The sequence below is a fragment of the Agrococcus sp. TSP3-2-1 genome (genome assembly GCF_049897585.1).
Lineage (GTDB): Bacteria > Actinomycetota > Actinomycetes > Actinomycetales > Microbacteriaceae > Agrococcus.
The window spans coordinates 405469-418346 of sequence record NZ_JAFCWN010000002.1 but is presented as its reverse complement, the minus strand read 5'-3'; the positions used below and the strand labels follow the sequence as shown (position 1 = coordinate 418346).

At 71.9% G+C, this 12878-nt stretch carries 11 protein-coding genes; 2 read left to right on the top strand and 9 right to left on the bottom strand.

The window, feature by feature from the left end; all coding sequences use genetic code 11:
• Window positions 1-2: 2 nt before the first annotated feature.
• From ACP7BI_RS04595 to ACP7BI_RS04560, 8 genes are all read right to left on the bottom strand, one after another.
• The gene (locus ACP7BI_RS04595; RefSeq protein WP_425844079.1) at window positions 3-707 is read right to left on the bottom strand and encodes a hypothetical protein; all 705 of its coding nucleotides are present in this window, start codon (window positions 705-707) and stop codon (window positions 3-5) included.
• A 190-nt stretch (window positions 708-897) separates the two neighbouring features.
• Window positions 898-2469 (bottom strand): glutamine-hydrolyzing GMP synthase, encoded by a 1572-nt coding sequence (gene guaA / locus ACP7BI_RS04590; protein WP_425844028.1) that lies wholly within the window; start codon window positions 2467-2469, stop codon window positions 898-900.
• A complete protein-coding gene (locus tag ACP7BI_RS04585) occupies window positions 2469-2996 on the bottom strand; it encodes a DUF3817 domain-containing protein (RefSeq protein WP_425844027.1) in 528 nt (175 codons plus the stop codon). The genes guaA and ACP7BI_RS04585 overlap by 1 nt, the downstream gene beginning before the upstream one ends.
• A 10-nt stretch (window positions 2997-3006) precedes the next feature.
• Window positions 3007-3831, bottom strand: coding sequence for an SURF1 family cytochrome oxidase biogenesis protein (locus ACP7BI_RS04580; protein ID WP_425844026.1), 825 nt, complete (start codon window positions 3829-3831; stop codon window positions 3007-3009).
• 52 nt (window positions 3832-3883) lie between these two features.
• On the bottom strand, window positions 3884-5671 hold the full coding sequence (locus ACP7BI_RS04575) for a glycerol-3-phosphate dehydrogenase/oxidase (protein WP_425844025.1): 1788 nt from the start codon (window positions 5669-5671) through the stop codon (window positions 3884-3886).
• A gap of 36 nt (window positions 5672-5707) precedes the next feature.
• A complete protein-coding gene (locus ACP7BI_RS04570) occupies window positions 5708-6832 on the bottom strand; it encodes a GuaB3 family IMP dehydrogenase-related protein (protein ID WP_425844024.1) in 1125 nt (374 codons plus the stop codon).
• A 34-nt stretch (window positions 6833-6866) separates the two neighbouring features.
• Window positions 6867-7619, bottom strand: coding sequence for a helix-turn-helix transcriptional regulator (locus ACP7BI_RS04565; protein WP_425844023.1), 753 nt, complete (start codon window positions 7617-7619; stop codon window positions 6867-6869).
• Window positions 7616-8482, bottom strand: coding sequence for a DUF4097 family beta strand repeat-containing protein (locus tag ACP7BI_RS04560; protein ID WP_425844022.1), 867 nt, complete (start codon window positions 8480-8482; stop codon window positions 7616-7618). The genes ACP7BI_RS04565 and ACP7BI_RS04560 overlap by 4 nt, the downstream gene beginning before the upstream one ends.
• Before the next feature lie 299 nt (window positions 8483-8781).
• Here ACP7BI_RS04560 and ACP7BI_RS04555 point away from each other — a divergent pair, with 299 nt between their 5' ends.
• The gene (locus tag ACP7BI_RS04555) at window positions 8782-9681 is read left to right on the top strand and encodes a hypothetical protein (protein ID WP_425844021.1); all 900 of its coding nucleotides are present in this window, start codon (window positions 8782-8784) and stop codon (window positions 9679-9681) included.
• Between the two features lie 89 nt (window positions 9682-9770).
• On the opposite strand, the gene guaB is transcribed toward ACP7BI_RS04555, so the two are convergent.
• Window positions 9771-11279: an IMP dehydrogenase gene (gene guaB, locus ACP7BI_RS04550; protein WP_425844019.1), complete on the bottom strand. Its 1509-nt coding sequence runs from the start codon at window positions 11277-11279 to the stop codon at window positions 9771-9773.
• Window positions 11280-11507: 228 nt separating this feature from the next.
• Between guaB and ACP7BI_RS04545 the strand changes: the two genes are divergently transcribed.
• Window positions 11508-12878, top strand: coding sequence for a branched-chain amino acid ABC transporter permease (locus ACP7BI_RS04545; protein WP_425844018.1), 1371 nt, complete (start codon window positions 11508-11510; stop codon window positions 12876-12878).

Below are 12878 nucleotides of genomic sequence, written 5' to 3'. Positions count from 1 at the left end.
ACTCAGGACGTCGAGCGGGAATGGCCTGGATCGACATCGCCGACGGTCTGCTTGGCAGCGCCGGGCCACGCGGCCGCCGCGAGGTACCAGCCCGCGCCGATCGCGGAGGCCGCGACGATCCCGGTCGGCAGCGTGCCGAGGAACGAGATGACGGCGGCGACGAGCAGCTGCACGAACGCCGGCACGATCGTGACGAAGGCGACCCGGCGCGGTCGGCCGCGTGCGCGCATCCGCAGCCCGGAGCCGGCGAGCACACCGGCGACCGCCGTCGAGCAGGCCGGGATCATCGCGCTCTCGATCCACATCGCGAGGCGGCTGTCGTCGATGCCCACGCCGGGCGGCTCGTGCGTCGCGGCGTCGAGCAGCAGCAGCCCGCAGAGGACGATCGTCGGCAGCACGGCGATGAGCGCGATCCAGCCGAACCGCTCGGCACGCAGGCGCACGCGATCCCACGTGGCGCGCACGATGAGGGCGATGCCACCGAGCGCGAGCGTCGACAGCACGAGGCTGCTCGCGCCGGCCGCGAGGAGCGCCGCGTTGCCGTCGCACACCCACTCCTCGGTCACGAACGCGCAGCCGTAGCGGAGCCTCGCGAGCAGCCAGCTGGTGGGCGAGAGCCCGACGAGCACGCTCGCGCCGAAGCCGATGGCGAGCGTCCAGAGGGCGACGACCCGGGCCGCCACGTCCCGCCCCCTCGGCTGCACCATGCGCTCATCCTCCTCCCCAGCACCGAGCCGCGCCCAGCACCCGCTCCCCGGCTGCCTACCTCCACCAGCGAGCGCGTCGTGCACGCCGCGGGGTGCGAGTTATGAAGAGGTCCGGACGCCCCGTCGGGGCGTCCGGACCTCTTCATTGTCTGAGCTGAGGAGCGGCGTGCACGACGCGCTCACCCTGCTCCTACTCCCATTCGATGGTCCCCGGCGGCTTCGACGTCACATCGAGCACGACCCGATTGACTTCCGGCACCTCGTTCGTGATGCGGTTCGAGATGCGGGCGAGCACGTCGTACGGCAGTCGCGTCCAGTCGGCGGTCATCGCGTCCTCGGAGGAGACGGGGCGCAGCACGATGGGGTGGCCGTAGGTGCGGCCGTCGCCCTGCACGCCCACCGAGCGCACGTCGGCGAGCAGCACGACGGGGCACTGCCAGATCTCCTGGTCGAGGCCCGCTGCCGTGAGCTCGGCGCGCGCGATGGCGTCCGCGCGGCGCAGGGTGTCGAGCCGGTCCTGCGTGACCTCGCCGATGATGCGGATGCCGAGGCCGGGGCCGGGGAAAGGCTGGCGGCCGACGATCGCCTCAGGCAGGCCGAGCTCGCGGCCGATCGCCCGCACCTCGTCCTTGAACAGCGCGCGCAGCGGCTCGATCAGCTGGAACTGCAGGTCGTCAGGCAGGCCGCCGACGTTGTGGTGGCTCTTGATGTTCGCGGCGCCCGTGCCGCCGCCCGACTCGACGACGTCGGGGTAGAGCGTGCCCTGCACGAGCCAGCGGATGGGCTCGCCCTCGCTCGCGGCCTCGGCGGCGAGGTCGCGCTCGGCCTGCTCGAAGACGCGGATGAACTCGCGCCCGATGATCTTGCGCTTCTGCTCCGGGTCGGTGACGCCCTTGAGCGCCGAGAGGAACCGCTCCCGCGCATCCACCGTCACGAGCCGCACTCCGGTCGAGGCGACATAGTCCTCCTCGACCTGGCGCCGCTCGTCCTGCCGCAGCAGGCCGTGGTCGACGAAGACGCACACGAGCTGGTCGCCGACGGCCTTGTGCACGAGCGCCGCGGCGACGGCGGAGTCGACGCCGCCCGAGAGCGCGCACAGCACCTTGTCGGAGCCGACCTGCTCGCGGATGCGCGCGACCTGCTCGTCGATGACGTTGCCGGTCTGCCAGTCGCCCGGCAGCCCCGCGATCTCGTGCAGGAACGACGAGAGCACGCGCTGCCCGTGCTCGGAGTGCTTGACCTCCGGGTGCCACTGCACGCCGGCCATCTTCCGCTCGCGGTCCTCGAACGCCGCGACGGGGGTGTCGGCGGTCGACGCGAGCACGGTGAAGCCCTCGGGCGCCTCCGCGACCGAGTCGCCGTGGCTCATCCACACCGTCTGCGCGTCGGGCTGACCGTTCAGCAGCGTGCCGCCGCCATCGACGCGCACGCTCGTCGAGCCGTACTCGCGATTGCCGGTCTTCGCGACCTTGCCGCCGAGCTGCGCGGCCATCACCTGGAAGCCGTAGCAGATGCCGAAGGTCGGCACCCCGAGCTCGAGGATCTGCTCGTCGAGGCGCGGGGCGCCCTCCTCGTAGACGCTCGAGGGGCCGCCGGAGAGCACGATCGCGGCGGGGTCCTTCGCGCGCACCTCCTCTGCGGTGATCGTCGAGGGCACGATCTCGCTGTAGACGTCGGCCTCGCGCACGCGGCGCGCGATGAGCTGCGCGTACTGGGCGCCGAAGTCGATCACGAGCACGGGCCGCTGAGCGGTGTCGGACATCAAGCCTCCGAAGGGGTTGCAGGGGCGGGAGCGGCGGCGTCCCTCGCGGCCCGCTCGGCCTCGAGGCGAGTCACGTCGGAGACCGCGACGTCGTGCATGCGGCGCTCGACGAAGAAGGAGAGGAAGGGCACGACGCCGCCGGCGGCCATCGCGAGCAGGCGCTTGAACGGCCAGCGCAGCAGGCTCCAGAGGCGGAAGCACGCGAGCAGGTAGACGACGTAGATCCAGCCGTGCACGATCAGGATCGCGAGCGAGATGTTGAAGCCGTCGCCGAGCGAGGAGATCTCGCAACCCATGCCGCCGGGCACGAACAGTGAGTACCACTGGCAGCCGTCGGCGGGCACGACGCGCTGCAGCGAGAGCAGCCCGCCCGAGCCGCCGGCGAAGACCTCGACGTGCGTGGGCGAGTACTTCAGCACCATCTCGGCGACGAGCAGCAGCAGGAACAGGCCCGTCACCCACGACATCACGCGGTAGATGCGGATGGCGGAGCGGATCTGCGGCAGCTGTTCGATGGGGCGGGGCACGGCTACCAGCCTATCGGCGCGGCCCGGCAGCTTCGGCGTCCGCCTCGGCATCTTCGATGTCCTCGATCTCGCGCTCGAGCGCATCCTTCACGAGCCGGTACCAGAGGTAGAAGGCGAAGAGCATGAAGGCGACCCACTCGATCGCGTAGAAGACGTTGAGCCAGTTGAGCTGCGCGTCGACCTCGGGGCGCACCGAGACGATCGGCTCTGCGCGCTCGACGAGGGCGTCGGATGCGGCTGCCGACGGCTCGTCGAGGATCGCGTACGACCCGTAGGCGGTGCCGTCGTAGTCGTCCCACTCGTTGACGAGCTCGGCGACGCTCATCGCCTCGCGCGTGCCGCCCTGCACGTCGCCCATCGTGGGCGCCTCGGGCGGCATGAGCCGGCCGACGAGCTCTCCAGTCTCGCCTGCCTCGAGCGAGGCGGCGAGCGCTTCGGCCGTGGCGGGATCGGGCAGCCACGAGAGGGCGACGGCGAGCGACGCGGTGCCGCCGCCCGGCTGGTCGACGAGCACGCGGCCGATGACCCAGCTGCCCTGGTCCCCGTGCTGGTCGCGGCCGACGCGGGTGTCGAAGTCGTCGGTCCACGTGCCCGAGAAGGCGACCATCCGGCCGCCCGCCTCGCTCGTGAGGGTCGAGCCGGGCTCGGCGACCTGCACGAGCGGCACCGCGGTCTCGGTATCGCGCTCGTCGGCCTGGCCCTGCTCGACGGCCCGCTCGATCTGCCATTGGCCGAGCAGGGCGAAGACGCCGGCGACGACGATGCACAGCACGAGCACGCCGATCCACCGGGGTCGCTTGGCGACGACGGAGAAGGTGGGGAGAGGGGTGCTCACGGCGCGACCAGTCTACCGACGCGCCGCGAGCGTCCCGGCCCGCTCGGCGCCCTCAGGCCGCGGGCTGCGGTCGGGTGCCGACCGTGTCGGCGGTCGGGAGCGCGCTGAGCGGCACGATGTCGGGCGCCTCCGTGCGTGCGCGGTCGGCCGACTCGTCGTCGGGCAGCTCCTGGCTCGCGATCTCCGCGGCGACGCGCTTGTTGTAGGTGTTGATCTCCTTCTCGACGCGCGCGTCGTCCCAGCCGAGCGCATCCGCCATGATCCGCGCGGCGACGGGCGCCGCCGAGACGCCGCGGTCCCACGACTCGATCGAGATGCGCGTGCGGCGCGCGAGCACGTCGTCGAGGTGCAGCGCGCCCTCGTGGGTGCATGCGTAGCGCACCTCCGCGCCGATGTAGTCGTCGGCGCCGGGGAGCGGCTCGAGCAGCGACGGGTCCTTGCGGATCATGTCGAGGATCTCGTCGGTCAGCACGCCGTAGCGGTTCAGCAGGTGCTCGACGCGGTGCTTGTGGATGCCGAAGGCCCGCGCGATCTTCGCGCGCTTGTTCCACGCGGCGCGGTAGCCGGTCGCGCCGAGCAGCGGGATCTGCTCGGTGCACGACTCGGGCACCTTGCCGTCCATCGCGCTGACTGCCTCGTCGATCGCGTCCTTCGCCATCACGCGGTAGGTCGTCCACTTGCCGCCCGCGATGAGCACGAGGCCCGGCACGGTGTGCGAGACGTGGTGCTCGCGCGAGATGTTCGCCGTCGAGGTGCCGTCGCCGCCCGCTGCGAGCAACGGCCGCAGGCCCGCGTAGACGCCCTCGACGTCGGCGCGCGTGAGCTTCGTCGCGAGCACCTTGTTGACGTTGTCGAGGATGTAGTCGATGTCGGCCGCCGTCGCGGCGGGGTGCGCCTTGTCGAGGTTCCAGTCGGTGTCGGTCGTGCCGATGATCCAGTGCCGGCCCCACGGGATGACGAACAGCACGCTCTTCGCGGTGCGCAGCAGCAGGCCCATCTCGGAGTGGAAGCGGTCGCGCGGCACGACGAGGTGCACGCCCTTCGACGCGCGCACCTTGAACTCGCCGCGCTCGCCGACCATCGCCTGCGTCTCGCCCGTCCACACGCCGGTCGCGTTCACGACCTGCTTCGCGCGGATCTCGAACTGCTCGCCCGTCTCGTAGTCGTGCGCCTGCACGCCGACCACCCGCTCCCCCACCTTGAGGAAGCCCTCCGCGCGCACGCGGCTCGCGACGTGGGCGCCGTAGAAGGATGCGGTGCGCGCGAGCTCGGCGACGTAGCGCGCGTCGTCGACCTGGGCGTCGTAGTAGGTGAGGCCGCCGACGAACGCGTTCGGGTCGAGCGACGGGATCTTCTTGAGCACCTGCTTCTTCGTCAGGTGGCGGTGCAGCGGCACGCCCGGCTTCATGAAGCCCGTGTAGCTGAAGACGTCGTAGAGCGCCATGCCCGCGCCGATGTAGGCGCGCTCGATGAGCGGCGTCTCGAGCGGGTAGAGGAAGCGCACCGGCTTCGCGAGGTGCGGCGCGATGCGCTGCAGCAGCAGCCCGCGCTCGATGAGCGCCTCGCGCACGAGCCCGAAGTTCAGCTGCTCGAGGTAGCGGATGCCGCCGTGGATGAGCTTCGACGAGCGGCTCGAGGTTCCGGAGGCGAAGTCGCGCGCCTCGATGAGGCCGACGCGCAGGCCGCGCGTGACGGCGTCGAGCGCCGCTCCGGTGCCGACGATGCCGCCGCCGATGACGAGCACGTCGAGCTCGCGCTCCCGCATCGAGGCGATCGCAGCGGCACGCTCCTCGGGGCCGAGCTTCCTCGACCGACTCACGCTGTTGGTGGTCTCAGACATGGATCCTCCTCGTTCGCGTCGCCCGGAGCGGCGCAGTTAGCGCTGCGGGTTGGCCTCCAGCACCACGTCGATCCGCTGGAACTCCTTGAGATCCTTATAGCCGGTGGTCGACATGGCCTTCCTGAGGGCGCCCATGATGTTGGCTGTGCCGTCCGCGACGGGCGACGGCCCGTTCAGCACGACGTCGAGCGGGCCGACCTGGTCGACCTGCACGCGGTTGCCGCGCGGCAGCTTCTGGTTGTGCGCCTCCGGGCCCCAGTGCCAGCCGCGACCCGGCGCATCCGTCGCCCGCGCGAGCGCGGTGCCGAGCATGACGGCGTCGGCGCCGCACGCGAGCGCCTTGACGATCTGCCCGGAGGTGCCGAGCGAGCCGTCGGCGATGACGTGCACGTAGCGGCCGCCCGACTCGTCGAGGTAGTCGCGGCGCGCGGCGGCGACGTCGCTCACCGCGGTCGCCATGGGCGCGGCGACGCCGAGCACTCGCTCGCTCGTCGACGCGGCCCCGCCGCCGAAGCCGACGAGCACGCCCGCGGCCCCGGTGCGCATGAGGTGCAGCGCGGCCGTGTAGGTGACGACGCCGCCGACCACGACCGGCACGTCGAGCTCGTAGATGAAGCGCTTGAGGTTGAGGGGCGCGCCGGCGTCGGCCGAGACGTGCTCGGCCGAGACGGTCGCGCCGCGGATGACCATGAGCTCGACGCCCGCCGCGAGCACCGCCTCGTAGTGCTGCTGCACGGCTTGCGGGCTGAGGCTGCCGGCGACGACGACGCCCGCGTCGCGGATCTGCGCGATGCGGTCGCGGATGAGCTCGGGCTTGATCGGCTCGGCGTAGATCTCGCGCATGCGGCTCGTCGCGAGGTCGGCCGGCAGGTGCGCGATCTCGGCGAGCAGCGGCTCGGGGTCCTCGTAGCGCGTCCAGACGCCCTCGAGGTTGAGCACGCCGAGGCCGCCGGCGCGACCGAGCGCGATCGCGGTCGCGGGGCTCATGACCGAGTCGGTCGGCGCGCCGAGCACGGGGATCTCGAAGCGGAACGCGTCGATCTGCCACTGGAGCGAGACGAGGTCGCTGTCGCGCGTGCGGCGCGACGGCACGATGCTGATGTCGTCGAAGCCGTAGCCCATGCGGGCGCGCTTGCTGCGGCCGATCTCGATCTCCGTCACGCCCCCAGCCTATCCCGGGGTCGCCGAGCGACGCTCAGCCCGCGAGCTCGCTCTTGATGCGCAGCAGTGCCGCCTCGAGCTCGCGCCGCACGGTCGCGGCCCGCTCGGTCGTCATCCGCTCTCCCCGGTCGGCGCGGACCGCCGCGCGCACCTGCTGGCGGAACTCGCCGAGCGCGAGGTCGACGTCGTGCACCGCCATGCGGGCCGCAGCCCGCTCGGCCGGGTGCGACGCATCCGCCCGCCCGTCGGACTCGGGCTGCGGCGTGCGCCACTGGTTCGAGACGTGCTCCTCGGGCGCGTCCGGCGGCGCGGGCACGTGGGGCGCCTCGCGCGCCAGCGGGGCGTCGGGCACGGGTGCGGATGCGTCGGGCCCGTGCGGCGCGCTCGGTCGCGGCTCGCGCGGGTCGCGCTCGGCCGCCGCGAGGTCGGCACGGAGGGCCTGCATCGCGCTCTTCACGCCCGCTCGGACGTCGGAGGCCATCCGCCGCACCGAGTCGGTGATCTCGGTCTCGAGGTCGCGCAGCTCGGCCTCGCGGTCGCCGAGCTCGGCGCGGCCGGCGTCGGTGATCGAGTAGGTGGTCTTGCGGCCGTCGACGGTCTTCGTCAGCAGCCCCTCCTCCTCGAGCTTCGCGAGCCGCGGGTAGATCGTGCCGGCGGAGGGCGAGTAGGTGCCGCCGAAGCGCTGCTCGAGCGCCTGCATGAGCTCGTAGCCGTGGCGGGGCGCCTCGGCCAGGAGGCTCAGCAGGTAGAGCCGCAGCGCGCCGTGGCCGAAGACGGCGGGGCTCACGCGTCCCTCCGCACGACCGTGACGTCGCCCGAGACGGTGTTCGCGGTGAAGCCGAAGAGGTTCGTGCCGTCGAGCGTCTCGGTGCCGCCGCGACGCGGGAGCGAGTGACCGGCGATCGAGCCGGCGCCAGAGACGGTGCGCGTCGTCGCTCGCACGCCCTGACCGGCGTCGAGGCGCAGCGTCACGTCGGCCGAGACGGTGTTGACCGAGATCGAGCGTGGCGAGCCGTGCACGTCGAGCAGCACGTCGCCGCTCACGGTGTCGACGCCCACCTCCTCGAGCGCGCCGCTCGCCGTGACATCCGCCGAGACGCCGTTGACCGACAGGCGACCGCTGCCGCCCGACACCTCGATGTCGCCCGAGACGGTGTTGAGCTCGAGCTCGCCCTCGTGCGACTCGACCTGCAGCTGCCCCGACACGGTGCTGAGCGTCGCGGTCGAGCGGAGGCCCGAGACGAGGGCGGATGCGCTCACCTGGCCGAGCGAGAGGGTTGCGTCGCGGGGCACGAGGATCGAGAGCTCGACCTTCGCGCGCACGCCGACGAGCGCCTTGACCGACTGCCAGACGTCGTCCCAGCTCACGCGCGGGTGCGCGATCGACAGCCTGCCGTGCTCGAGCTTGACCGTGAGGTCGCGCCCCTCGACGCGGTGCACCTCGACGCGGGCGGTCGCCTCGTCGTGCGCGACGATGTCGACGCTGCCACCGACGATGCCGACGCGCAGCGCCCGCACCTCGTCGAGGTCGATGACGCGGCTCTCGCCCTCGCGCACGACCCACTCCTCCACGATCCGGTCGGCGCCGGACGCCGATGCACCGGATGCGCTGCGCGGCCTGGTGTCGCCGCTCTCGAACTGCTCGTCCATCTGTGGCTCCTTCGCCGGGTCTCGTAAACGCGATATAGCGCGTCGTGCGCCACACGATATATCGCGTCTTCGTACGAACACAAGCCCTTGGCGGTCGCCCGTCGCTCCGCTGGTGCGGGTGCGCCCGACAGGGGCCGGCGCGCCCGCCCCTGTCGGGCGGGCGAGCCCCGGTCGGCGAGCATCATCGGTTGACCGGCGGGCAGGGCGCCGATGCGCGAGCGTCGCTCTCCACTCCGTCGCTGTCCACAGTGCGCCGGCCGCCGGGAGCCGCCACCCGTTCGATGCGCCAGGGTGCGGCCGTGACCGTCGACATCCTCACCCTGCAGCCGGGCGAGCCGCAGCGGCTCCGACGTGTGGCCGACCTCCAACGCGTCCGCCGCGGTGCGTACGTCGACGCCGCCGCATTCGCGGCACTGCCGCAAGATCGGCGCCACCTCGTCCAGGTGCGCGCGGTCGCGCTCGCACGCCCCGGCGCGGTCTTCGCGCGCGAGTCCGCGCTCGCCCTCGCCGACCTTCCGCACGGCAGGCCGGACGCGGTGCACGTCATCGGCGACCTCGGCGCGACGGGCCGCCGCAGCGGCGTCGCCAGCACGCGGGCCGCGGTCGACGACGACGACATCCTCGTCGAGGACGGCATCGCCCGCTGCACCCCCGCCTACGCGCTCGCGCACCTCGCACGCGTCGGGCGGCAGGGCGACGCGGTGAGCGCGCTCGACGAAGCCCTCCGGCGCGACATCGTCACGAAGGCGGCGGTGACGGATGCCCTGGGTCGCCAGGGACCGCGCGGCCGGCGCCGCGCCGAGTGGGTGATCCGCTTCGCCGACCCGCTGTGCCAGTCGGTGGGCGAGTCGTGGAGCCGCGTCGCCATCCACCGGCTCGGAGCGCCCCCGCCGCAGCTGCAGGTGCGCGTCATGACGCGGCTCGGCCCGCGCTTCCCCGACTTCCTCTGGGAGCGACCGGGGATGCGACCGCTCGGCGGCGAGTTCGACGGCGCGTGGAAGTACGGCGTGATCGCTGAAGCCAACGGCATGCAGCCGGTCGATGCCGTGATCGCCGAGAAGCGGCGTGAGGACGCGCTGCGAGAGCACATCGACACGTTGCACTGGATGTGGGAGCACGCGTTCCGCCCCGCGCTGCTGCGCCCGCTGCTCGAGCGCGCGCACATCCCCGTGAGCTCGGTGCTGCTGCCCGGCTGGTGAGGCGCGCCGAGCGGGGCGGCTGCGCCCGACCGGGCCGGGCGCGCCGGCCCCGGTCGGGCGCAGCCGCCCCAGTCACGCTCGAGGAGCGGTCAGCGGCGGTAGTTCGGCGCCTCGACGACCATCTGGATGTCGTGCGGGTGCGACTCCTTGAGCCCCGCCGCGGTGATCTGCACGAAGCGGCCCTTCTCCTTGAGCTCGTCGATCGTGCGCGCGCCGGTGTAGAACATCGACTGCCGCAGGCCCCCGACGAGCTGGTAGGCGACCGAGCCGAGCGGGCCGCGGTAGGGCACTTGCCCCTCGATGCCCTCGGCGATGAGCTGCTCGTCGCTCGGCACGTCGGCCTGGAAGTAGCGGTCGCGCGAGTAGGAGGTCTTCTTGCCGCGCGTCTGCATCGCGCCGAGCGAGCCCATGCCGCGGTAGGTCTTGTACTGCTTGCCGTTCACGAGCACGAGGTCGCCGGGGCTCTCGTTCGTGCCCGCGAGGAGCGAGCCGAGCATGACCGACGAGCCGCCGGCGACGAGCGCCTTCGCGATGTCGCCCGAGTACTGCAGACCGCCGTCGGCGATGATCGGGATGTCGGTGCCCGCATCGTGCGCGGCGCGCGCGGCGTCGTAGATGGCCGAGACCTGCGGTACGCCCACGCCCGAGACGACGCGCGTCGTGCAGATCGAGCCCGGCCCGACTCCGACCTTCACGGCATCGACGCCCGCGGCGATGAGCGCCGCCGCACCCTCGTAGGTCGCGACGTTGCCGCCGATGATGTCGATGTCGTCGAAGCGGCTGTCACCCTTGAGCTTCGCCACCATGTCGAGCACGCCCTGGCTCTCGCCGTTCGCGGTGTCGACCACGATGACGTCGACGCCCGCCTCCGCGAGCGCCTCGGCCCGCTCGAACGCGTCGCCGAAGAAGCCGATCGCGGCGCCCACGCGAAGGCGGCCCTGCGGATCCTTCGTCGCGTTCGGGTACTGCTCGACCTTGTCGAAGTCCTTGACGGTGATGAGCCCGCCGAGGCGGCCGTCCTCGTCGACGAGCGGCAGCTTCTCGAGCTTCGTCTGCTGGAAGATCTGGAAGGCGTCCTCGCGCGAGATGCCGATCGGCGCGGTCTTGAGCGGCGATGGGGTCATGATGTCGCGCACGAGCGTCGTCGCGAACTCGTCGCGCGGCACGAAGCGCATGTCGCGGTTCGTCACGATGCCGACGAGCACGCCCGCCTCGTCGACGACCGGGAGCCCCGAGACCTTGAACTCGCCGCAGACGCGGTCGACCTCCTCGATCGTGGCGTCCGGATGCGTCGTCACGGGATCCGTGATCATCCCCGACTCCGAGCGCTTCACGCGATCGACCATCGCCGCCTGGTCGGCGATCGAGAGGTTGCGGTGGATGATGCCGAGCCCGCCCTGGCGCGCCATGGCGATCGCCATGCGGTCCTCGGTCACGGTGTCCATCGCGCTCGAGACGAGCGGGATGCCGAGGCGGATGCGGCGCGAGAGCCGCGTGCCGGTGTCGGCCTCGCTCGGGATCACATCCGTCCGGCCCGGCAGCAGCATGACGTCGTCGTAGGTGAGGCCGATCGGCCCGAACGGGTTGCGCATCTCCATCGCTCTCATCGTATCGATTCGGTTACGGTCCAGCGGCATCTCGGCGAAGTTGGCCCGAGGAGCGGCTCAAGTGGACGAGAAGCGGCGCGGCCGCCGCTACTGTGACACCACCGATGTAACGGGCATCCCGCGTTCCGCATTCCTGCTGGACTCGTCGCCCCACAGCATGGAGGACATGTGAAGACGTCCAGCAGACCGCAACGGCGCGGGCTGCGGCGAGTGATCGCCGTGGCCTTGGCCGTCATGGGCATGGTGGCTGGTGGTGCGACCGCGGTCGCCGCCGCGCCGCTCGCCCAGACCGAGCAGGCATCCCCCTACAACTTCAACGGCATCATCCGTGACGGGCAGACGCCCGTCGAGGGCGTCGAGATCACCGTCACCGGCAACGGCGTGGACGAGACCGTGGCGACGGGCGCCGATGGACGCTGGCTCATCGGCGTCCCGTCGACCGGCACGTACACGGTGTCGATCGACACGTCGACGCTGCCGGAGGGTCTCACCCTGCGCGACCCCAGCTTCGAGAGCCGGGAGTTCCAGGTCGGCGGCTCGACCGCGGTCGGCGTGCTGTTCCCCTTCGGCCCCTCGACGGGCGCAAGCCCCGGCACTGACCCGGGCACCGGATCGAGCGGCAGCCCGGGCAGCGGCGAGGCGCCCGCGCCGGGAGACGGCGAGACGCCCGGCGGCACCTCCGACACCGGTTCGAGCTCGAACGACTTCGGCTCGCAGCTGCTCGCGCGCGTCATCTCCGGACTGAGCTTCGGCCTCCTGCTCGCGCTCGCCGCGATCGGCATCACGCTCATCTTCGGCACGACGGGCGTCAACAACTTCGCGCACGGCGAGCTGCTGACCTTCGGCGGCATCGTCTTCTACGTCACGACGACGCTCGTGAACTGGCCCGCGTGGATCGCGGTGATCGTGACGCTCGCCGCCTCGGCGGCGCTCGGCTGGGCGCACGACTGGGCCATCTTCAAGCCGCTCCGCCGGCGACGCGTCGGCCTCGTGCAGGTGCTCATCGTGACGATCGGGCTCTCGATCGCGCTGCGCTACTTCTACCAGTTCCTCATCGGCGGCGGCACGTACGGCCTCTCCGTCGAGCGCGGCGACGTGCTGCAGATCGGCCCGGTGCTCATGCGCACGTCCGGCGTCGTGAGCTCGGTCATCGCGATCGTCGTGCTCGTGGCCGTCGGCCTCTTCCTCACGCGCACCCGCATCGGCAAGGCGACGCGAGCCGTGAGCGACAACGCGGGCCTCGCATCCGCCTCGGGCATCGACGTCGACAAGGTCATCCGCATCGTGTGGGTGCTCGCCGGCCTCCTCACCGGTGGTGCGGGCATCCTCTACACCTACTTCATCGGCGCGAACATCAAGTGGGACGTCGGCTTCACGATCCTGCTGCTGCTGTTCGCGGCGGTCACCCTCGGTGGCCTCGGCAGCGCGTTCGGCGCGCTCGTCGGCGCCATCATCATCGGCCTCGTGACCGAGATCTCGACGCTCTTCATCGCACCCGATCTGCGGTACGCCATCGCGCTGCTCGTGCTCATCCTGGTGCTGCTGCTCCGACCGCAGGGCATCCTCGGTCGACGGGAAAGGATCGGCTGA